The sequence below is a fragment of the Solidesulfovibrio aerotolerans genome (assembly GCF_009856865.1).
GTDB classification, from domain to species: domain Bacteria; phylum Desulfobacterota; class Desulfovibrionia; order Desulfovibrionales; family Desulfovibrionaceae; genus Solidesulfovibrio; species Solidesulfovibrio aerotolerans.
Genome location: NZ_WVUD01000005.1, coordinates 114,012 through 135,615, shown reverse-complemented (window position 1 = coordinate 135,615; position 21,604 = coordinate 114,012). Strand labels below are relative to the sequence as shown.

The window sequence follows — 21,604 nt, the reverse complement described above, 5'->3', positions numbered from 1 at the left end:
TATTTTAAGGGGTTATGGACGTTGGCTGGCACACGGGCCGGCTGGAGGAGGACGACATGCGCATCGTTTTCGTCGGCGATTCCCTGACGGTGGGCGTTGGCGATCCGCAGTATCTCGGTTGGCCCGGACGGCTGTGCGCCGCTTCGCCGGCTGCCGGGCTGGGGCTGACACTCTATAACCTTGGCGTGCGCTCGGAAACCAGCCGTCACCTCAAGGCCCGCCTCGGGCGCGAACTGCCGCCGCGTCTGCTGCCCCGCGACGAGGCCCGGATCGTGCTGTCCTTTGGCGTCAACGACGCCAAAATCGAGAACGGCCGGCGCAAGGTCGAGCTGGCCGAGTCTGTGGACAATCTCTTCGACATCGCCAGCCGCGCGACGGCCCTGTGTCCGACGCTGGTGGTCGGGCCGCCGCCGGTGTTGGACGACGCCTACCGCTGCCGCATTGAGGAACTTTCCGACGTCTTTGCCGGCGTCTGCGCCGAGATGGGCGTGGGCTATCTGGAAATGTGCCGGCCGCTGTGCCGGGAGCGGGCCTATCTGGACAGTCTGGTGGCCTCCGGCGACGGCTACCATCCCGGGGCCGAGGGCTACGCCGCCTTCGCTGCCCGGGTGGCGGCCTGGGACGCCTGGCTGGCTTGGTTTGTATGATCTATATTTATTGGCTTGACAATTTTCCATTTTTTTTATTTTGGCGAAAAATATAGAGGTTATATGATCAATCCTATTGATACTTTGCGGGAGTTGGGTCAAAAAATCGATTCAGCATTTTACTATGGCAAGAATGAAGAAGGATTGCAGCTGTTGAAAACAGCGTTGAAAGAATCAGTAGATGTTGTGGGGTATAGCCTTTATTTTCAAAGTGAGTATGAGAACTATATAAACAGAAATGAATGCAAAAGCATTGAATTATTGCAGAAGGCATACGAGGCATTGCCGCATGATATCTTTATAGTATGTAATCGCGCAATTGCTTTTTTTGACCAAGGCGAAAATGAAAATGCAATGGATTTGTTTAATAAAGTTCTCGCCGAAGACCATAGCTACAGTAAGGCGATGGTTGGTGTCGCCGTTATATTGTCGATCCAGGGTCATATCGATCAGGCGCGAGAATTTTTCTTGAAGGCGATTGCTTTGAACAATACAGATAGCCATGCAATGACTCAATTGGGAGTGTCCTTGGGCGAAAACGGAAAAGATTTAGAGTCACTGAAGTGGTTTGTTAAGGCATTGAGCATAAATGACAAGGAATTTAATGCAATGCGAGAAATAGGTGTATTTTTTTCGCGCAAAGGAAAAGAAGATAAGGCAGTTAAGTGGTTTGAAAAATCCTTACATGTGAATGAAGGCGATGCTTATACTTATAGGTGCTATGCAGTTTCTTGTGTTAATTTGGGTGATATGCAGAAAGCTCTTGGATTAATCAAGAAGGCACTGGTGTTAGATTCGCGGAATAAAGATTTTCAACAGATTTTAGAATATATTTCATCTAATCTCGGTTTGAAATTCGAAGATATTCTTCGAGATATTGATCCAACGATTGTGGCGGGTGAAACAAGTATTGAAGCTTTGCGGGGCCTTGTGCGGAAGACCCAGGAGCGTTTTGCTAAAGAGATATGTGAGTTTGGTAAGAAAATGGTTGCTTCCGAAGATAGACTTAAGGATTTTTTGGGCTTGTCATCTAATGTTCAGTGTGACCGTTCCTTGCTATTGACGTTGAGAAGATGGAACTCATATACGCCAACAATTCCGTCAATAAATGAAGAAAGATATGTGGGGGGGGGGTATGTCATTTATCACCAAGGGCGGGCGGTGGTCATAGATCCTGGTCACAATTTTATTGAGAATTTTAGTCAGGCCGGCGGAATGCTGTGTGATATTGATGCGATTGTGATGACCCATGCACACAGTGATCATACAAATGATTTTGAATCCCTGTTAACGCTTGTTTATGAATATAATCAGGCAAATGAGTTAAAGATGGGGATGGAAAAGTATAAGAAGATTGATATATACCTTAATGTTGGCGCGATGAAGAAATTTTCTGGTCTAATTGATTTGAGGGGAAGTGATTATATCAATCAAGTCTGTGTAATGACACCTTTTGTGAAGTATACGCTTGCCAATGGCGTTGTTGTTTGCCCGTTACCTGCATATCATGATGAGTTGATTACAAAGAAATACGCGCTTGGGCTGCATATATCCGTGCCTGTTCTGAATGGAAAGAAAAAAAATATTTTATTTACGTCTGATACTGGATTATTCCCCCAGATAAAAAAGAAAGTTGGTGCAAAAAAAGAAGCGACGGTTGCCGACGTTACAAAGGATGAGATATTTCGTTTGTACGGGTCTTTGGGAAAAAATGTTGATCTATTGATCCCGCATTTGGGGTCAATAAAGCCAGAAGAAATTACTTCTAAAATAGACACGGAATGGGAGGAGATCTTCTATCCAAATCATCTTGGGGTGTTGGGGGTGATTCGTTTGATCGCTGAAATTAACCCAAAAATAGTATTTATTTCAGAATTTGGCGAGGAATTAATAGGATTCCGCAGTGATTTAATGAAGATGTTGCAGGAAGTTGTTAGTAATTTTTTTGAGGGACGTAGTGAATGTCCTGTTGTGTTGCCAGCAGATACTCCGCTTATATATGATATTATAGATGACAAGATATATTGTGTGGTTACTCAAGCATTCCAAAGTGCTAGTGGGGTTCGGTTTAAGCAAGTCAATGACACGTTTTATTATTATAAAAGCGAATCAAAGTGTACGGATAGTCAGTTTGGTTTGAAGTGTCAGATGTTTAGTCTGAAGCTTCAGAGTAGAGAGGACTTGTACTTCAAAGGCAAGGCATAGATTTGTAGATTGATAAGCGGTTTTGTTTGTCAGACGGCGAGTTGATTATACCGCAGCGATACTATTAAAAAGCGAGATGGCCGGGCCGAGGAGGGCGCAGGTGACTCCGGCCAGGATCATGACCAGTCCGGCGATGGCTCCTTCCTCTTCGCCTTCCTCAAGTGCCCGGGCCACGCCGGCCCCGTGCGCCCCCATGCCGAGCATGGCTCCCCGGGCCAGGGCCGAGCGCAGGGGCAGCACTTTGAGCAGCATCCCGCCCAGCGACGCCCCGAGCACGCCCGTGGCAATCACGCACACGGCCGCCAGATCCGGCGCGCCGCCCACTTGCCTGGCAAAGTCCATGGCAAAGGGTGTGGTGATCGAGCGGGGCAACACCGACAGCCGCATGCCGGCCGGCAGTCCGAGCAGCCCCGAAAGCAGCCAGGAACCGCCAAAGGCCAGCAGACAGCCAAACCCCACCCCCACGGCCAGGGTCGGCCAATGGCGGCGAATAAGCGCGCGGTGTTCGTAAATGGGCACGGCAAAGGCCACCGTGGCCGGTCCGAGCAGCAGCAACAGCCATTGCCCGCCGCGCATGTATTCGCGGTAGCCCGTGTGCAGGACCACGGTCAGGCCAAGGCACAGAACGCAGGTTAACAGCAGCGGCGAGGTCCACCAGGCGCGCAGATAATGGTGGGCGATGCGCGACAGGACATAGGCGGCAAGGGTTGCCGCCAGCCAGAACAGGGGGGTGGAGCTAGCGAACATGGCGCGACCTCAGATGCATGGAAAGTTCGACGATAAGGGCTGTTCCGATCATCACCGACACGATGCCGGCCACGATGACGGCCAAAAGTTTCAGCCCCAGCGGGCTGAGGAGTTCCGCGTGATCGCGCAAGGTGATCACGGCCGGGACAAAAAAGAGCAGCATGTGGTTGAGCAAGCCCTTGGCCCCGAGCGTCAGGCGCGAGGCCTTTAACCGGCCGGTGGCCAGGGCGGCCAGCAGCGCCAGCATGCCGATGACGCCGCCGGGCACGGGCAGGCCCACAGCCTTGGTTGCCGCGTCGCAGATCCACCACACGCCTATCAAAAAGACCGTCTGTCCCGCCGTTTCCAGGAACGTGCGGACCCGGCCACTGTGGTTGTTGGTTGTTGCATGCATATGACAGGCTCCTTGCCTGTCTGTGAGATAGGGTCGGGCAGCCCATTTGTGAAATGAATTGTCGGAATGAAAACTATTCCGTATTGGAATGGGCATGGAACTGCGCAATCTCAAGGCCTTTGTGGCCGTGGTGCGGCTTGGCGGTTTTTCCAAGGCGGCCCGGGCGCTTTTCTCCACCCAGTCCACGGTCAGCAAGGCCGTTTCGCAATTGGAGGAGGAGTTCGGCCAGGCGCTCCTGGAGCGTCTGAGCACCGGGGCGCGGCCGACCGTGGCCGGGGAGCTGGTCTATACCCGGGCGGTGGCCATGCTGGCCGAGGGGGACCATCTGCTGGCCGAGTTGTCCGATCTGCGCGGGTTGCTGGCCGGCCGGCTGCGCCTGGGATTGCCCATTTTTGGCAGCGCCCGGCTGTTTGCCCCGCTGTTTGCCGAATACCGCAGCCGCTATCCGGGCGTTGAAATCGAACTCATGGAACAGGGCAGCGCCCGGCTGGAAGAGGCGCTGGTGGCCGGCGAAGTGGAGCTGGCCGTGTCGCTTCTGCCCATTGCCGAGGCTTTTTCCTGGCAGCCGGTGCGCGACGATCCCATGGTTGCGGTGCTGGCAGCCGATCATCCGCTGCGCGACCGGCAGTCCCTGCGTCTGGCCGAACTGGCCCATGATCCGTTTATTCTTTTCGAGCAGGGCTTTGCCCTTAATCCGCGCATCGAGCATGCCTGTGCGTTGCGCGGGTTTACGCCGCGCGCCGCCGCCCGCAGCGGGCAGGTGGATTTTATCATCGCCCTGGTGGCCGCCGGTCTTGGCGTGGCGCTTTTGCCGCGCATCCTCACCGAAGGGCGCAACCTTGCGCCGCTGGGCGTGGTTCTATTAGATGAGACGGATCTGCGTTGGCGGGCGGCGCTGTTGTGGCGCAAAGGGGCGCGGCTGTCCCCGGCGGCGCGTGCCTGGCTGGGACTCGCCCGCGAGAAGCTGCCGCAGGGAGTTGTGGAGGAATAGGGAGCGAAGAAAAGAGAATAGAAGAGAAGAAATAAGTAAATCGGGGCGCTGCCCCGAGCCCCGCCGGGGGGATGATCCCCCCGGCCCCTCGCGATGGGGGAAAGGGTGGGTGCGGGTGGGGAAAGCGCACAGGGTGTTCAGGCTGTGGCTGGCTCCAGCCGACAAAGGCTGCATTTGAGGGGTTCGGCCCCACAGTCCGGGTCGAAATGCTCGTGGCCAAACAGCAGGTTGACGCAACTCTCCCGCCAGCCGTGTTCCGGTCCGGGCTGCTCGGGATACCACCAGCCGTGGTCGGCCTGGACCACATCCGGAGACAGCCCGGCATCGGGCCGAAGGTGCAGTTTCGCCCGGCCGGCCGGCGTGACCACCCAGACCGGGTCGCCCGGGGCGAGCCCCAGCGCGGCGGCGGTATCGGGATGGACCGCCACCTGCGGGGTCGGCCGCAGCCGGCGCAGGGAATCGATCTGCCGTCCCTCGGAATGGAAAAAGGGCAGCACCTTGCAGCCGGTCATGAGAATCAGCGGATAGGCAGCGGCGATTTCCGGCGAGGAAACCGGCGAGTGCGGCGGTTCCACATAGACCGGCAGGCTCGGCCGGCCCAGCCTGGCCATGACCGAACTGACCAGTTCCACCCGGCCGCTTGGCGTGGGGAAGCCGTTGGCCTCGTGCTTGCGGTAGCGCATTTCGCCAAAAAGGATGCACTTTGCGGCAAAGGCTTTAAAATCAAGGCCGGACGGTTCCAGGAGCCAGCCCAGATACGACGGCCAGTCAGGCCAGGGGAAGGCGTCGTCAAGGCCCAGGCGGTGGGCCAGCGCCAGGATCACCTCCCGGTCGTCGCGGATTTCGCCCGGATCGAGCACGCGTTGCCGGGCCAGCACGCACCAGATCTTGTGGAAATAGACCACATCGTCCTGCTCCAGCCAGTGGGCGGCCGGCAGCACCAGATCGGCCAGCTCGGCGGCCGGGGTCATGAAGAGATCCGAGACCACGGTGAATTCCAGATGGTCGCGCAGGGCCGCCTCAACCACGTCGCCGCGCGTGGCCGTCAGCATGGGATTGGTGCCGACCAGCCAGACGGCCCGGGGCCGATACGGCTGGCCGGTCAGGCAGGCGTCCCAGAAGGTTGGCTGGTGGCAGCCCGGTACAAAGGGGAACTTCCCGGCCCCGATCATCCGGGCCTTTTGTTCGGGCGTAAGAAACTGCATCCCCAGGATGTTTTTGTCTTCCTGGGGCGATTTGCAGCGCACCCCGGCCGGCGGCACCCAGCGCACCATGCCGCCCGGCACGTCGAGATTGCCGGTGATGGCCATAAGCAGCAGCAGCGCCCGGCCGGTTTGGAAGGCATTGACGCTGGTGTCGATGCCGTTGCCCCAGAGGAGACAGGCGGGCTTGGCCGTGGCAAAGACCCGGGCCGCCCGGCGGATGTCTTCGGCAGCCACCCGGGTGATGGGCGCGGCCCAGTCCGGTGAAAAAACGGCCACATGGGCGGCCAGCTCGGCAAAGCCCTGGCAATGCCGGGCCACAAAGTCGCGGTCGTAGAGCTCCTCGCCGACAATGACATGGAGCAGGGCCAGGGCCAGGGCGCATTCCGTGCCGGGGCGCAGTTGCAAATGGAGATCGGCTGTGGCGGCAGTTGGGGTGCGCCGGGGGTCGGCCACGATGACCTGATCCGCCTGCCGCAGGGCCTTGCCGGCCATAGAACCGCACAGGCCGTCGGCCGCGCCGGTCGCCATGGAATTGCAGCCAAAGACAAAGACACAGGCCGGGCAGCCCCCGCCGCGCCCGTAGACGTCGGCCACAGGCAGCCAACCCACGGTCAGGGCCGAGGCGATGTTTCGGGGCAGGAAGCAGTTGTGGCCCGGCGAGACGAAATTGGGCGAGCCCAGGGCGTGGATGAAGCGGCCGGTAAACTCCGTGTAGGGCCGTCCGGTTCCCTGGCAAAGCGCTACGTATTCGGGGCCGGACTCCCGGCGCACCGCATCAAAGGCGGCGGCCATGCGTTCCAGGGCCGCGTCCCAGGAAATCGGTTCGTAGCGGCCGGACCCGCGCGGACCGACCCGCTGTAACGGGCGGCGCAGCCGGTCCGGGTGGGTGGCCTGTTCGATAGCCGCGGCACCCTTGGGACAGATGTAGCCCCGGCTGGTGGGGCTGTCCGGGTCGCCGGTCACCTTGACCGGCCGGCCGCTGGCGTCGCAATGAACGAGCACCTGGCACACGCCGTGGCAGCCGCGGCAGGACGTTTTCACGATGGAGGAAGGGGCCATGGCTTCTCCCTGTTTGAGGCGAGCTATGCCCACAAGCCTTCGGCACGTCAATGCGGTGGGAAAAAAGCAGGCGGCCCGATACCTCCCGGGCCGTGAAAACCGGCAGGAGGCATCGGGCCGCGATGGGACAGGGGCTGTTGGCCGCTATTTCTTCATGGCCTCGTAGACGTGGCCCACGAGCTTTTCCGAGGGGGTCAGGGTCTGGCCGCCCGGAACCCACTTGGCCGGGCAGGCTTCGGCCGGGTTGGCGCGCAGATGGACGTTGGCCTGGCATTTGCGCAGCAGTTCGTCGGCGTTGCGGCCAACGTTGTAGAAATTGACTTCCTTCGACACCATGATGCCGTCGGGATTGATGATAAACGTACCGCGCAGGGCCAGTCCCGACTCTTCGTCGTAGACGCCGAAGTAGCGCGACACTTTGCCGGTGGGGTCGGCGGCCATCTTGAATTTGACGTTTTCCAGCAATTTTTCCGTGGTGCGCCAGGCCAGGTGGGCGAACTCGGTGTCGGTGGACACGGAGAAGACCTCAAAGCCCAGCTTGACCAGCTCGTCGTGCTTGGTGGCCAGATCGGCCAGTTCCGTGGGGCACACGAAGGTGAAATCGGCCGGGTAGAAGAACAGGATGGTCCATTTGCCGGCTTCCTGGATCTTTTCCATGTCCATTTCGCCGAAAAAGCCTTCGACCGGATCGTACACTTTGAGCGAAAAATCGGCTACCGGCTGGCCCACTTCGGCGGCAGGGATCTCTTCGTTGCAGCCGCAATCGTCGTCGTCGTATTCGAGCTCGTGTTCGTGATCGTGCATGGATGCGTCCTCATCGGTTTTTAAGGTTTGTCGGGCAAGGCCCGTAGCGGTCATCGTTTCAGGTTATGAACCGAGCGCCGGCAAAAAGCAAGCCGGCCGGGTGGCCCTTTCGCGCCGGGGGCGTGTCGGCACCGGACGTGTTTGCAAGCCGCCCTCCCGGGTGCGGCGACCCACCCGCCGGCGCGTCTGGCAAGGCGTGCGGGTGGACAGTCCGGCGGGCGCACGGGGACCAACACCCTGGCGTGTCTGGACAAGGCTGGCCCGACCAGCTAGGTTCCCGGACAGTGGAGACCGAAGCCGCGCTGCCGGGAGGAACTATGTTCAAGCCGTTTCATATCCGTCTCGCCTGTCTTGTGTGCCTGGTCGGGCTGGCTCTGGCCGCAACGCCTGCACCGGCCCAGCAGGTCGATCCCTACGGCGGGTGCTGCGTGGCCCAGGTGACCATGACCGGGGTCACCACCTGGAACGTCACCTGCGGTTCCTGCGCCAGCAATCCCGGCGTGTACGTCATTTCCCAGCCGGACCCGCAGCAGCTTGTCTTTGTCGGCCCGGGCGGGATCAAAGCCGATAGCCGTTACGATGCCGCTGCAGCCGTGTGCCAATGTCCCTCCCAGGACGCCCAGCGGGCCTGGGAGAAAAAAATGCGCACCTACGACGGCAACTAACATTCCCGTCAGGCCGGCAGTTGTGCCCGGCGCACTGGCTCCAAGACCGCCCCGGCCCGGTGGCGCTGTTTGGCCCCGGGGCACGGCGTTCGCTTCTGGGGCCATTGCGCCGCAACTCCGCCGGCTCCGCGTCAGGGGGGCGGCACAGGGGCAAGCGGTCTGGCTCCGCGCCAGCAGCGCAGGCATCCCCTGCCAGGGACCATGGCCCAGTCAGGCAAAAAAATCAATCCAAATGATTCCTATTTTCAGCTTAGTGCGGCATGCGCAAAAAGCATTTACATTTACTTGTGAACAAATATATTAAATTGAGTGTGTTAACAATCGGTTAACCATGGCGGCAATGCGCGAACGCAACGCTTGAGCAGGCAAGGAGGCGGGCTATGTACGGACGTCGGCTGCGTTGGGCCGTGTTGGGGGTGGTTGTTGCCGTTGTGGCGACTGGTTGGGGCTGCGCCGGCCGGCCGCAGCCGGCTGCACCGGCGGATGCGGCCAGCGTCTATCGGGTGACCGGAACGTTGGTCAATCTGCTGGCCTGCCCAAGCGTGACCTGCGCCGTGGTGGAGGATCTGGGTGAAGGGCAGCAGGTGGTGCTGCAAGCGGCTTATCCCGGAGGCTGGGCCGAGGTGCGTACGGTGTCATCGGGCCGGGAAGGCTTTGTGCTGCGCCGGTTTCTGGCCCGGCCGTGACGCGTTTGCCGCGCGCAGGCGATGGGACTGCGGCGGGAATGCCTCTGGGCCGCCTTCGGAGCGGCACCGGTCTGAAACCCCTGGGGTTTGTGAAAATTCGGATTTATTTGTCTTTGGAATGGTAAAATTCGCCGCAATCCTGGGAAAACGACTTTGCAGAGGGTATGTTTTATTATAGGTTAACCCAGCTTCCTAAATGCAGACAGCCTTGTGCGTTATTTCACGATTCACCCCGGGAATTTCCTTCCCCGGTCGGCTTCGGAGGCGTCTATGCGGCTGACTCTCACCGGAAAAATCATTGCCCTGCTCCTTTTCACCGTCGCGCTGCTGACCTTGGCCACTTCGCTCACCGTCCATATCTACCTCTCCGAAGGACTCAACCGGATCAGTCAAAACGAGATCGACACCAAGGCCGACGCCGTGGATGCGATCCTCAAAGAGGCCACCCAGGAGGTCAAGGGCATCACCTACCTGCTGGCCGGCCGACCGGACATCGCGGCGGCCATCGTTGCCCGGGACACGCCCAAGCTGGTGGAAATCGCCAAAGCGGCCGACAAGGAACTCAAGATCGAATTCGTCACCATCGCCGACGCCCAGGGCGTGGTGGTGGCCCGCAGCCACTCCGATACCATCGGCGATTCTGTTAAAAATCAGATCAACGTGCAAAAGGCCCTGGCCGGCCAAGGCTCGGTCGGTCTGGAAGAAGGCTCGGCCGTCAAATTTTCCTTGCGCGCCGGCTATCCCGTCTACCAGGATGGCAAGATCGTGGGCACGGTGACCGCCGGCATCAACCTGTCCTCCAGCAACGCCTTTGTGGACGAGATCAAAAAGGTGCTCGGCACGGAATGCACCATCTTTTACGGTGACACCCGGGTGGCTACCACCATCGAGCGCGAGGGCAAGCGGGCCATCGGAACCAAAATGGACAACCCGCAAGTGCTGGAGGAAGTGCTTCGCAAGGGCGGCCGCTTCCTCAACATCAATGCGATCCTCGGCAAGGACTACACCACCGCCTACTGGCCGATCATGGGGGCCGACGGCAAGATCGCCGGCATGTTGTTTATCGGCCGCGACCGGGCTTCCATCGCCGCCACCGAGCGCACCATCCTCTATTCGACCCTGACCGCCTCCAGCATCGTGGCCCTGGTCGTGATGCTCGTGGGCTTTTTCACCGCCCGGGGCATGACCTCGCCCCTGCGCCGGGTCATGGAACTGGCCCGCAAGGTGTCGCGAGGCGATTTCGACGCCGTGGCCGAGGGCCGCTTTTCCGGCGAAATAGAAGAGCTTAAAAACGTTATCGAGCGGATGGTGACCAGCCTTAAAGCCAAGATCGCCGAGGCCGAAGCCATGAGCTGCGAGGCCAATGAAGAGGCCAAATGCGCCGGGGAAGCCCGGGAAGAGGCCGAGAAGGCCCGCGCCATGGCCGAAGTGGCCAAGCGCGAAGGCATGCTGGAAGTCGCCGAAAGCCTTGGCTTTGTGGTCGAAAGCATCATCGCCGCCTCGGGCGAGCTGGAAACCCAGGTGGAGCAGGTGGGCCAAGGTGCCGCCCACCAGCGCGACCGCCTGCGCGAAGTTGTCGAAGCCATCGCCCAGATGACCTCCACAGTCCTTGACGTCGCCAAAAACGCTTCCCGCGCCGCCCAGTCCGCCGACGACACCAAGTCCAAGGCGTCCTCCGGCGCGGCCGTGGTGGCCGACTCCATGCGCTCCATCGACCGGGTCAACGCCGTCTCCGCCGATCTCAAGGGAGCCATGAGCGCCCTGGGCGAACAGACCCAAGCCATTGGCCGGGTCATGTCCGTCATCTCCGATATTGCCGACCAGACCAACCTGCTGGCCCTAAACGCCGCCATCGAGGCCGCCCGGGCCGGCGAAGCCGGACGCGGCTTTGCCGTCGTGGCCGACGAGGTGCGCAAGCTGGCCGAAAAAACCATGACCGCCACCAAGGAAGTGGGGCAGGCCGTGGTCAGCATCCAGCAGTCGGTGTCAGGCAACATCCAAAACGTGGACAAGGCGGCCGAGGCCGTGTCCGAAGCCACAAAGCTGGCCGGGAAATCCGGCGAAGTGCTGCGCGAGATTTTGCAACTGGCCGAGGCAAGCGCCCGCGAAGTGGCCGGCATCGCCGCCGCCGCCGAACAGCAATCCGCCGCTGCCGAGGAAATCAACCGGGCCATGAACGAAGTCAGCGGCGTGGTGGAAACCACCAGCAATGGCATGCAGGAGTCGGCCCAGGCCGTACACGCCCTGGCCGACTTATCCGGCGACATGGAACAAATCATCGGCAAACTGCGCACTGCCTAGTATAAAATAGGAAGAAGCGAAGAGGCGAAGAGGCCTCCGGCGGCCGGGGGGGATAATCCCCCCCGGACCCCCTTGATAGAAGAAATATTTTAAGGGGTATTGGGCGTTGGGTGGCAATTCCTTCGGCTGCCAGCTCGATAACCGACCCCGCTCCCAGCCACCGTCGCGGCAACGCCGTTCCCCATGAACCCCTTGCCTTCCAGGTGGGATTCCAAAGGGCTGTCACTCCCTTTGGCCGCCGGAGGCCTCTTCTGCCTCCTCCCTTGCGGCAACGCCGTTCCCTCGCGCACCCCTTAAACAACTTTTCCCGTTGGGGGGTCCGGGGGGATCATCCCCCCGGCCGCCGGAGGCACTCTTCTGCCTCATCCTCCTCCTCTTGCCTTCTTCTCCTACCGTCCCCCCGCGTCCAATTTGCGGACAAGGGCGTCGTATTGGCGCTGTTGTTCGCCCAGAGAGCCGGGTTCGCCGTGAAAGACCAGGGCGTTGCCGGGGCAGATCAGATAGCAGTAGAGGCATTCCAGGCAGCCTGTCCGGTCGCCTGTGGTCGCGACGTGGGCGGGGTCCAGGCTGGCCGGGCAGGCGCGGCGGCAGGCCCCGCAGTCGTTGCAGGCTGCCGCGTCCAGGGTCAGGCTGTCCAGGCGCATGTCCTCGCGGCAAAAGACGTCCTGGCGAAGGCCGGTGGCAAAGAGCAGTTTGCCGAACCAGTCCGTGCCGGCCAGCCAGGTGAAAAAGGGCGTGTTGCGCACGGCCAGGAAATATTTCTGGCGTTTGGGGCTGTGGATAAACGTGGCCAGGGCACCGGCCACGGGTGGGGCAAAGGGCCGCCCGGCCAGGAGCGGCAGGCTTAAGCTGTCGAGAAAGGCGTCCATGGCCGGCGTGACCAACCCGCGCTCCCGGGCCTTGGCCAGGGGGCGCACCTGCTCGTGGGGAAAGCCGGCCAGCCGGGCGCAGGCCAGATCGATCAAAAACGGGTTTTCGCCGAAAACGAGGGTATCCAGGCGCAGCGGCGTGCCACGCGTGGGGCCGAGGCCTTCCATGGCGATAAGCGCGTCCACGATATGCAGGGCCGGGCGCACGGCCTGGTTGAGGTTGACGATGTTGGCGGCCAGGCTCAGGTGGGTTTTTTTCTTGTTTTCCTGGCCCACCAGACAGCCCATGATATTTTTAAGGCACACCGACATGCCCGCCTCAAAATGGGTTTTTAATTTGGGCAGATTGATGACCAGGGCCGCCTCCAGGACCGGCCGGGCGACAAGGGCCGTAACGCCGTCTTCAAAGGCCACGGGCGCGCCCGGCGCGTTGTTGAGATCGATGGCCGGGCAGCCGAACCGGGCGGCGACCCGGTCCACCCGCAGCCGCTCGATGACGCCGATCTTGTTGCGATAAAAGCCCGAATTGGTGCCTTCGCCAACGGTGACGTTGGTATAGCCGGCGTCGCGCAGATGGCCGAGCAGGGCGAAAAGCAGGCGCAGATCGGTGGTGTTGCCGGTAAGCGCGTTCATGTTGGCGTTGAGATTGGGCTTGACCAGGATGGGCGCGGCCGTATCGGCTGGAAAGACGTGGGCATAGGCCGGCAGCGTTTCATCCAGGGCGCGGCGCACGGCTGCGGCGTCGGCGGCTTGGCGGATATGGAGGCAAAAAGGGGCGTCGGGCATGATTTTTCCCTTTTAAAGGCTTGGCGTTGGCGGCGAGGCAGGGCCTGACCGGACAGTAACGGGCCGGCCGGGCCGGGGGAAGTGAAACCTTGGGGCGGTTAAGAGCGACCACGCCGGCATGAATACTATTGAAGCCGCCTGCCACACCAGATTCAGCGAGCAATCGCCGCGTCCCCGTTCCAACCGCCGTATGGGTGCCGGCCCAAAGCAGCGCATCGGCCGCCTGGGGAAAACATGTCTGCTCACCCTGGCCACGACGCTGCTGCTTGTTGGGTTCGGCGAAGTCGCCAGCCGGCTTGTGGTCGCGCTTCTGGATCAGGTCGCACTGTATCCTCTGGGCGACAGCGCCGATCTGACGGCGCTGAACTACAATGACACGCCGGTCCCCCTTGTAAAGACTCCCGGCGAGTTTCGGCTGCTGACCTTTGGCGATTCCTACGTTTACGGCACGGTGAAAACGGACGCCACCTTCCAAAGCATTGCCGCCGGGGTGCTGGAGCAGGCCGGGGTCAAAGCCAGGCTGGTCAATTTCGGCGAACCTGGAACCTCGTTTTTCCAGTATCGCAAGGCCCTGGCCCACTGGACCGGGCGTGTCGAGGCCGATGCCGTGCTGGTGGGCATGTTTTTGGGCAACGACTGCACCGAGGTGGCCTGGAATGCTGTGCCGGACGATCAGCCTGTAAACGGTCTGTTGCGCGACACGTATGTGGAAATCACCACCAACCGCAAACGCTTCGCCGCGGCCCCTCGCATACACGGCTCGCGACTGCTCGACTATGCCGCCGCCGCTGTCGACATTGAAACAACCGGGGAATACGTGATAAGCACCATCCCGGAACCCTTTAACAGCCTCTACAGCCCGATGCCGGAGAAAAAATATCAGGAGCAGATTCTGTTTCAGGCTGCCGCCGGAGAAGGGGGGCGCTGCGGCGAGTTGTCCAGGGGATGGAAGGCGTTGGCCGATCTGGGGCGTGATTTATCCCGTCTTGGGCGCGAGCGGGGGGTGCAAACGGCTGTGGTGCTGGAGCCGGCCGAGGCGGCGATCAATCCTGGCCTGTGGCGCGAAACCGCCGAGCGGGTAGGCGTTGACCCCAAGCGTTTCGATCCGTCGTTGCCTGGACGCATGGCCCGGGCTGTGCTGGCTGCTGCGGCCCCGGACGTGGCCGTTCTTGATCTGACGCCGGTCATGGCCTGTGCTGCGGCCCGTGGGGACAGCCTCTATCCTGCCCGGGAAATTCATTGGAATGCGGCCGGCAATCGGCTGGCCGGCCAAGCCATTGCCCGGTTTGCGGGCCAGACCTGGCTTGGTCAGGCGGCGGACGCCTTTGTCGGGCTTGATCCCTGTCTGGATGCCGCCCCGCTGCCGGAGGACAGCGGGGCGGACGTGGTGGCCTGCCTGGGAGCAGCAGGGCCGTTTGGCCCTGGGCAGTGACTTTTAGCGCAGGACCAGCGCGGCCACGGCCTCGATATGGGCCGTGTGCGGGAACAGGTCCACGGGGGTGACGGCTTCTACGTTGTACAGCTCGCCAAGGATCTTGACGTCCCGGGCCAGGGTGGCCGGGTTGCAGGACACGTAGACGATGCGTTTGGGCGCAGCACGTAAAAGCGCTGCCAGCACGGCGGCGCTGGCTCCGGCCCGGGGCGGATCAAGCACAGCCACCACCGGCTTGGTGTGGGACAGGTTGTCCAGGGCCGCTTCCACGTCGCCGGCAGCAAAGACGCAATTGTCGATCTCGGACAGTTCGGCCGAGGCCTTGGCGCTTTCCACGGCCCGGATGTCGATGTCCAGACCATAGACCGTCTGAAAGTGCGGGGCCAGGGTCAGGGCGATGCCGCCGCAACCGCTGTAGAGATCCCAGGCCGTGCCGGTCGGATCGCTGCCGGCGGCCTGGGCCACCACGTCATACAGGGCCGCGGTGGCTGCGGTGTTGGTCTGGACAAAGGCGTCGGGCAACACCCGCAGCCGCACCCGGCCCACGTGCTCTTCCAGCAGCGGGCGGCCCAGGGAAAAGACCTGCCGCTCGCCCACGGCCACGGCCGCAGAGGCCCGGCGCACCGAATGGACAAAGCCCGTCACGGCGGGAAACTTTTTCATGAGCGTCTCGCCCAGGGCGTGGACGGCGTCGCCGGCCCCGCGCGCCGGGCCGGTGATCAGATGGACCAGCCGCGCCCCGGTGGCTGCCGACTGGCGCAGCACCAGATGGCGCCACACGCCTTTGCTGGTGCGGGAGTCAAACGCACCAAGGCCGGTGTCCAGGCAGGCCTGGCGCAGGTAGCCCACCATTTCGGCGGCCCAGGGGTCCATGAGCGGACAGGTTTGGATATCGAGCACCCGGTTTGGCCGGGCGCGTTCGTGCAGCCCCAGATACAGCTTGCCGGCAAAGGCGAATTCCATTTTGTTGCGGTAGCCGTACAGGGCCGGCGAGGGGATGGTCGCGGCCACGGGCACGTCGGGCAGGCCGCCCAGGCGGCCCAGGCTTTCGACCACCTGCTCGCGCTTCCAGAAAAGTTGGGCCTCGTAGTCGAGATCCTGCCAGACGCAGCCGCCGCAGACCCCGAAATGGGGGCATTGCGGTGTGACGGCCTGGGGCGAGGGGGTCAGGGTTTCAATCACCCGGGCCTCGGCAAAGCCTTTTTTCACCTTCTCCACCCGGGCCAGCACCGTGGCTCCGGGGAGCCCGCCGTCCACGAAAAATACCAGCCCGTCGAGGCGGGCCACGCCTTTGCCGCCAAGAGCCAGCCGGGTTACGGCCAGTTCCACTTCCATTTTCTCGGTTATGTCCATGGCGGGGTTATGCGCGTGGCCGGCGATTGGCGCAAGGGGCCAACTTTGCAAAAAAGGGCACCGTGTTCGGTGCCGTTTCGTAACCAATTGCAGGGACGGGGAAAAACAGGTATCCAAAAGGAAGCTGGAGAAGGCCTATGACGCGCAAACACATCATCGCCGCATTCCTGTTGTTCGTGGCTCTGACCCTGGCCATTGCCGGCATGGGGTATCGGGCCAAGACCGACGTCGAGGCCGTGGTCACTGACCAGTTTAATCAGCAGCAACTCCTGCTCGCCCAAATGATCGCCGAGAACATCGGCGATCATTTTGCTTTTTTGCGCACCTGCCTGGAAAGCCTGTCCCTTATGTGGCGCGAACAGGTCGCCTCCGACGGCCGGCCGTGGCTGGCCATGCCGGCCTATTACAGCATCTTTGCCGAATGGAACGTGGCTGCCCTGGGCGTTGTGCCCCCGGGCGGGGGGGAGCCGGTCTTTTCCGATGCCTCGGGGCAGACCGTAGCGGCCCAGGGGCTGTGCCCCCAGGCCTGCCGCGAGGCCTTTAGCAAGCCGGCGCGCCTGGGACACAGCTCGCTTGGCCGGGTGTTTTCGCCGGCCACCGGACCCTTTGCCGGTCGCCAGCTCATCGTCATGACCATGCCCCTGGCCGACGATATGGGCCGGGTGGGCGGGCTGGTCCTGGTGATAGACGCCCGGGCCGTGGCCGGGCGCTATGCTCACAACGTGCGCTCGGGCGAAACAGGCTATGCCTGGGTGCTTGACGATGCCGGGGTGTTTCTCGACCATCATGAAGCGGAATTTATCGGCCGGGAATCGCTTGCCGTGCGCCGCCAGCGCGATCCCAACATCGACTGGAGCCGGCTGGAATGGCTCATCGAAAAGCGGGTCTTGACCGGCCAGCGGGGCATGGACTGGTATTTTTCGGGCTGGCACCGGGGCAGCATCGGGTTGGTGAAAAAATTCGTGGCCTTTTGCCCGGCGCCCCTGGCCGGCAGCGAAGACCCCGCCAACCGCTGGGCCGTGGCCCTGGCCGCGCCCGAGGACGAGGTGCAGGGGCTTATCGGCCGGCTGCTGGTGCGGGAGTGGGCCATTGTCGGGCTGTTTGAGCTGGTGGTCTTTGGCATGTTCGTCGCCGCTGTCCATCTGGCCCTGCGCTGGTCGCGGGCCCTTAAGCAGGAGTGCGACAAGACCGGCCGGGAGCTGCTTGGCACCCAGGAAAAGCTTATCCGTTCGGCCCGGTTCGCGGCCATCGGCGAAGCGGCGGCGCGGCTGTCCCATGAGATCAAAAATCCGCTCATGCTCATGGGCGGCTTTGCCAATCAGGTCCGGCGGCATCTGCCGGCCGACGGGGCCGACGCCGAAAAGCTCGGCATCATTGAATCCGAGGCCAAACGCCTGGAAACGCTTTTAACGGAAGTGCGCGATTTCACCCGGCCGGCCCCGCCCCAGATAGCACCCCACGACCTGGGGGCCACGGTGCGCGAGTCGTTGGCGATTATGACCGATGCCATGGCCTCGCGCGGGATTACGGTGGCAACGGATTTGGGGCCGGGCCTTGAAGCCGTGCCCCATGACGCGGCGCGCATCAAGCAAGTGCTGTTAAACCTGCTCAAAAATGCAGCCGAGGCCATGGAAGGCGGCGGCACGATCACCCTGACCACGGCTGTGGCCCGGGGCAAAGCCTGCCTGACCGTGGCCGACACCGGCGGCGGCATCCCCGAAGATGTCCGGGGGCGGGTGTTTGATCCCTTTTGCACCACCAAGGAATCCGGCACGGGCCTGGGGCTGGCGGTGTGTCAGCGCATCGTGGAGGACCACCACGGCGACATCCGCTTTACAACCTCGCCAGCCGGGACGACGTTTTTTGTGGAGTTGCCGCTGCGCTAAGGAGCCGCCGCGCCGCGTCGGCCTTGTGGTTGTGGGCGAGGCAGGCGAAGAGGGTGGGGTGGACAGCGTCGTCGAGCATGGAGTCCGGTTCGTGGACGTCGTAGTAGCCGCACCACGTCGGACTGCTGCGGTCGTCGGGCAACCGGTCCAGCCCCACACGGCCCAGCCGGCAATGGACCAGCCGGTTGTGCCAGCGCAGCGTCGTTTGGTAGTACCACTGGCCCCGGTGGTTCACCACCGGCCGGTAGCCGTAATCCGCCAAAATCCTGTCGATCAGTGCCGCTTGGTTGCCAAAGGGAAAATCCATGTTGGTCATGGCTGTCCGTGCCTCCTGCCTCGGGCCGGGACGGCGGGGCGCGCCCTCGGGACAGTTCCCGGCCGCTCCCGGGGAGCGGCGTCGTCCCGTTCCGGGTTTTATTTGATCCTGGCGTTGTCAGCCGGGGCGCTGGCTCCGGCGTCAGCGTTCGTAACGCTCTCCCGCCTGGTCCCGGCGGCCGGCTCCCGGCGGGACGCGCCCAGAAAACTTTTGGCCCAGCCTGTCGTGCGGCTCTTGGACGAAATCGAGGTGTGCGACAGCATGTCTTGCCTCCTGGCAGCTCCTGCGGCCGGCGGGATCGCCGACGTGTCTGAAGAGGCTTCTATCGATAATGAAAATCATTGTCAATAGTCGGCCGAAGATTTCCATAATCCGCCGTTGCGCTATTCTCTCGTGGACAGCCGCCTGCACCTGTGCTTTTATGAGTGGCTAAGATAATAAGGGCGAGCCGGTTCCTGTCCGGCGCTTGCCCGCCGAGGCCATCCATTTATGCATAACGCTGCCGCCGCGCACCGTCCGCGCACCATACGACTTTGGCTCACCGGCCTGGTCGTTGCGTGCGTGCTGCCGGTGTGGGTCTGCGCCGGGTATTTTGTCCACTCCGTCTATACCGGCAAAAAAGCCCTCATTCAGGGCCATTTGCTTGAAATCGCCAGGAATCTCGCCTTGGATGCCGACCGCGAGCTCTCTGTCGTCCTGGCCGTGGCTGAAGGCCTTGCCACCTCCCCGGCCTTGCAAAACGACGATTTCGAGGCCCTGCGGCGCCAGGTCAGGATGCTCCTCGCCGGCTACCCCGATTCCGATGTCATCGTGGCCAACGCGGACGGGCAGCAGGTTTTTAACTCGTTTTTGCCCCCGGGCAGCGCCCTGCCCAGACGCAATGTCCCTGAGATCGTGCAGCGCGTTTTTGCCACGGGCAAACCGGCCATCGGCAATGTTTTTCGTGGTGCCGTGACCGGCCGGGCCCTTATCAGCCTGGACATGCCCGTCTATAAGGACGGCACCGTGCGCTACGACCTCGCCATCACCGTGCCCGCGGCCCGCTTCACCGGCATGCTTTTGGCCGAGCGGCTGTCCCAGGGCTGGGCGGCGGTCATCCTCGACACCAAAGGCGTGGTGGTGGCCCGCTCCCGGGATAACGACCGCTGGGTCGGACAGTCCGCGGTCCACCTCCTGCCCGGCCGTGGACCGGATACCCCCGCTGACGTTGCCTTTGAGACCACCAATCTGGACGGCGTCGCGGTCCTGGCCGCCTTTTCCCAGGCCGAGGACTCGGGCTGGTCCGCAGTGGTCAGCGTTCCCCAGGCCATCCTGCTGGCCGAAGTGCGCCAGTGGCTGTGGTGGACTGGCGGGGGGGCGCTGGTTTTGTCCCTGGGCGGCATTGCCCTGGCCACGTCCCTGGCGCGACGCATCGCCCATTCCATCACCGTCCTGGTCAAACCTGCCGAGGAACTGGGTTCCGGCCGGCCCATTATGCCCGGCCGCTCCGATCTGGCCGAAACCGAGGCCCTGGCCCGGGCGCTGACCAGCGCCGCCGCTCTCCTGACACGGCGCGCCAAGGAGCGCCAGGACGCCGATGCGGCCCGCCATGCAGCCGAAGTCCGCCTGGCCGAACGTGAACATATCTTTCGCATCGTGGCGGACAACTCCCACAACTGGGAATTCTGGAACGACCCGGACGGGCAATGCCGCTGGGTTTCCCCGGCCTGCGCCCGCATTGCCGGGCGCCCGCCCCAGGCCTTTCTCGGTCCGTCGGGCCTGACCATCCGCGACGTCCTGCATCCCGATGACCAGGAGCGTTGGGACGCGCATTTTCTGGAGCATCCCGATGGCCTGCCGGCGCACGAGGAAATGCCGTTTCGCGTCGTCCACAGCGACGGGCGCATCGTCCACATCGGCCATGTGTGCAGCCGCCTGACCGGTCCTGGCGGCGAAGAGCTGGGGCGGCGCGGCTCCAATCGCGACATCACCGAGCAATACCGCTACGAACAGGAACTGCTGCGGGCCAAGGAGTTGGCCGACGCTGGCAGCCGGGCCAAAAGCGAATTTCTGGCCAACATGAGCCACGAAATCCGTACCCCCATAAACGGCGTCATGGGCATGCTCCAACTGCTGCAAACCACCGCTTTGAATACGGAACAGCAGGAATATGTCGCCATGGCCACCCGGGGCACCAGCCGCCTGAACCGCCTGTTGAGCGATATCCTTGATCTGAGCAAGATCGAATCCGGTTCCCTGGTTGTGCGCGAAACCACGTTTGGGCTTGAAGACATCAAACAGGCCGTCCTGGATATTTTTGCCCCCATGGCCCGCCAGAAGCACCTGGGACTGACCTTCGAGCTGTCGTGCAGTCTGCCCGCCTCCGTCCGGGGCGACGACGCCCGGCTGCGCCAGATTCTGCTTAATCTGGTCGGCAACGCCGTCAAATACACCGAGGCCGGGGCCATCCAGGTCACCGTCGCAGCAGCCTCCCCCACAGCGGCCGTGGTCCCGGGCGTTCCCCTGGACGTCGTTTTTACCGTGGCCGATACCGGGCGCGGCATCCCCGCCGACAAACTCGATGCCATTTTCAAGCCTTTTGTCCAGGTGGACGGCACCTACACCCGCCAGGGCGGCGTCGGATTGGGACTGGCCATCGTCAAACGCCTCACCGAACTCCTGGGCGGGACCATCGACGTGCAGAGCTGGGTCGGCAGTGGAACCACCATGTGCGTCACCCTGCCGCTGACCCCCATTGAGGCCGTCGTTGCCCCGACCGCCGAAGCGAAACACCTGCCGCTGGCCCCCCCGGGCTGCACGGTCCTTTTGGTCGAGGACGACGACATGAACCGCAGTGCCGCCAGCCGGATGCTCCACAAGGTCGGCTACGCCGTCCGCGAAGCCCCCAATGGCTCGGCCGCTCTGGCTATTCTGGCCCGGGAACCGGTGAGTCTCATACTCATGGATGTCCAAATGCCCGTTATGGACGGTCTTGAAGCCACCCGGCGCATCCGGGCCGATGTCTCAGGCCTTTTCGATCCCACCGTTCCCATCATTGCCATGACCGCCTTTGCCATGCCCGGTGACCGGGAGACATTCCTTGAGGCCGGCATGGACGACTATCTGGCCAAGCCTGTCAACGTTTCGGAGCTGCTGGACGTGATGCGACGCGCCCTGGAGCGCCGGCCCGGCAGAATCGACTGCCGCCCGTACGCCGGGACCGAGCCGCAAGAAAAGGCTTGACGCCGCCCCCCCGCAGCGTTCCAAGCGTCCTTGGCC

Annotated in this window: 17 protein-coding genes; 9 read left to right on the top strand and 8 right to left on the bottom strand. The window is 62.3% G+C overall.

The genetic code is table 11. The features are described 5' to 3' along the window. Window positions 1-56 precede the first annotated feature (56 nt). Together GTA51_RS05105 and GTA51_RS05100 are read left to right on the top strand one after the other, a co-directional pair. On the top strand, window positions 57-647 hold the full coding sequence (locus GTA51_RS05105; RefSeq protein ID WP_160959242.1) for a GDSL-type esterase/lipase family protein: 591 nt from the start codon (window positions 57-59) through the stop codon (window positions 645-647). Between the two features lie 63 nt (window positions 648-710). Then, window positions 711-2,852 (top strand): MBL fold metallo-hydrolase, encoded by a 2,142-nt coding sequence (locus GTA51_RS05100; RefSeq protein ID WP_160959241.1) that lies wholly within the window; start codon window positions 711-713, stop codon window positions 2,850-2,852. A 45-nt stretch (window positions 2,853-2,897) separates the two neighbouring features. Here the strand turns inward: GTA51_RS05100 and GTA51_RS05095 are convergent, their stop codons facing one another. Both GTA51_RS05095 and GTA51_RS05090 read right to left on the bottom strand, forming a co-directional pair. Continuing rightward, entirely contained in the window at window positions 2,898-3,599 is a 702-nt protein-coding gene (locus GTA51_RS05095) for an LrgB family protein (protein ID WP_160959239.1), read from the bottom strand. Then, entirely contained in the window at window positions 3,589-3,993 is a 405-nt protein-coding gene (locus GTA51_RS05090; protein WP_160959237.1) for a CidA/LrgA family protein, read from the bottom strand. The genes GTA51_RS05095 and GTA51_RS05090 overlap by 11 nt, the downstream gene beginning before the upstream one ends. 94 nt (window positions 3,994-4,087) lie before the next feature. Here GTA51_RS05090 and GTA51_RS05085 point away from each other — a divergent pair, with 94 nt between their 5' ends. Beyond that, on the top strand, window positions 4,088-4,984 hold the full coding sequence (locus tag GTA51_RS05085) for a LysR family transcriptional regulator (protein WP_160959236.1): 897 nt from the start codon (window positions 4,088-4,090) through the stop codon (window positions 4,982-4,984). 137 nt (window positions 4,985-5,121) lie between these two features. Here the strand turns inward: GTA51_RS05085 and GTA51_RS05080 are convergent, their stop codons facing one another. After that, window positions 5,122-7,248 carry a molybdopterin-containing oxidoreductase family protein gene (locus tag GTA51_RS05080; RefSeq protein ID WP_160959234.1) on the bottom strand — a complete coding sequence of 709 codons (2,127 nt, stop codon included), beginning with the start codon at window positions 7,246-7,248 and terminating at the stop codon, window positions 5,122-5,124. Window positions 7,249-7,392: 144 nt separating this feature from the next. Then, the gene (locus tag GTA51_RS05075; protein WP_160959232.1) at window positions 7,393-8,052 is read right to left on the bottom strand and encodes a peroxiredoxin; all 660 of its coding nucleotides are present in this window, start codon (window positions 8,050-8,052) and stop codon (window positions 7,393-7,395) included. Between the two features lie 317 nt (window positions 8,053-8,369). Here GTA51_RS05075 and GTA51_RS05070 point away from each other — a divergent pair, with 317 nt between their 5' ends. From GTA51_RS05070 to GTA51_RS05060, 3 genes are all read left to right on the top strand, one after another. Further along, a complete protein-coding gene (locus GTA51_RS05070; protein WP_160959230.1) occupies window positions 8,370-8,717 on the top strand; it encodes a hypothetical protein in 348 nt (115 codons plus the stop codon). Window positions 8,718-9,097: 380 nt separating this feature from the next. Further along, window positions 9,098-9,403: an SH3 domain-containing protein gene (locus GTA51_RS05065; protein ID WP_160959229.1), complete on the top strand. Its 306-nt coding sequence runs from the start codon at window positions 9,098-9,100 to the stop codon at window positions 9,401-9,403. Window positions 9,404-9,673: 270 nt separating this feature from the next. Beyond that, window positions 9,674-11,704: a methyl-accepting chemotaxis protein gene (locus GTA51_RS05060; RefSeq protein ID WP_160959227.1), complete on the top strand. Its 2,031-nt coding sequence runs from the start codon at window positions 9,674-9,676 to the stop codon at window positions 11,702-11,704. A gap of 389 nt (window positions 11,705-12,093) precedes the next feature. On the opposite strand, the gene GTA51_RS05055 is transcribed toward GTA51_RS05060, so the two are convergent. Beyond that, on the bottom strand, window positions 12,094-13,359 hold the full coding sequence (locus tag GTA51_RS05055) for a DUF362 domain-containing protein (RefSeq protein WP_160959225.1): 1,266 nt from the start codon (window positions 13,357-13,359) through the stop codon (window positions 12,094-12,096). Window positions 13,360-13,477: 118 nt separating this feature from the next. Here GTA51_RS05055 and GTA51_RS05050 point away from each other — a divergent pair, with 118 nt between their 5' ends. Next, on the top strand, window positions 13,478-14,791 hold the full coding sequence (locus tag GTA51_RS05050) for an alginate O-acetyltransferase AlgX-related protein (protein ID WP_246197982.1): 1,314 nt from the start codon (window positions 13,478-13,480) through the stop codon (window positions 14,789-14,791). A 3-nt stretch (window positions 14,792-14,794) separates the two neighbouring features. Here GTA51_RS05050 and rlmD read toward each other — a convergent pair whose 3' ends face one another. Next, a complete protein-coding gene (rlmD, locus tag GTA51_RS05045; protein WP_160959224.1) occupies window positions 14,795-16,144 on the bottom strand; it encodes a 23S rRNA (uracil(1939)-C(5))-methyltransferase RlmD in 1,350 nt (449 codons plus the stop codon). A 137-nt stretch (window positions 16,145-16,281) separates the two neighbouring features. On the opposite strand from rlmD, the gene GTA51_RS05040 reads away from it, so the two are divergent. Next, the gene (locus GTA51_RS05040; protein WP_160959222.1) at window positions 16,282-18,030 is read left to right on the top strand and encodes a sensor histidine kinase; all 1,749 of its coding nucleotides are present in this window, start codon (window positions 16,282-16,284) and stop codon (window positions 18,028-18,030) included. Here the strand turns inward: GTA51_RS05040 and GTA51_RS05035 are convergent. Then, window positions 17,978-18,346 carry a hypothetical protein gene (locus GTA51_RS05035; RefSeq protein ID WP_211922438.1) on the bottom strand — a complete coding sequence of 123 codons (369 nt, stop codon included), beginning with the start codon at window positions 18,344-18,346 and terminating at the stop codon, window positions 17,978-17,980. The two genes, GTA51_RS05040 and GTA51_RS05035, sit on opposite strands and share 53 nt — an antisense overlap. A gap of 98 nt (window positions 18,347-18,444) precedes the next feature. Continuing rightward, window positions 18,445-18,609 (bottom strand): hypothetical protein, encoded by a 165-nt coding sequence (locus tag GTA51_RS20575; RefSeq protein ID WP_170300323.1) that lies wholly within the window; start codon window positions 18,607-18,609, stop codon window positions 18,445-18,447. Window positions 18,610-18,835: 226 nt separating this feature from the next. Between GTA51_RS20575 and GTA51_RS05030 the strand changes: the two genes are divergently transcribed. Beyond that, entirely contained in the window at window positions 18,836-21,568 is a 2,733-nt protein-coding gene (locus GTA51_RS05030; RefSeq protein WP_160959220.1) for an ATP-binding protein, read from the top strand. Window positions 21,569-21,604: the final 36 nt, after the last annotated feature.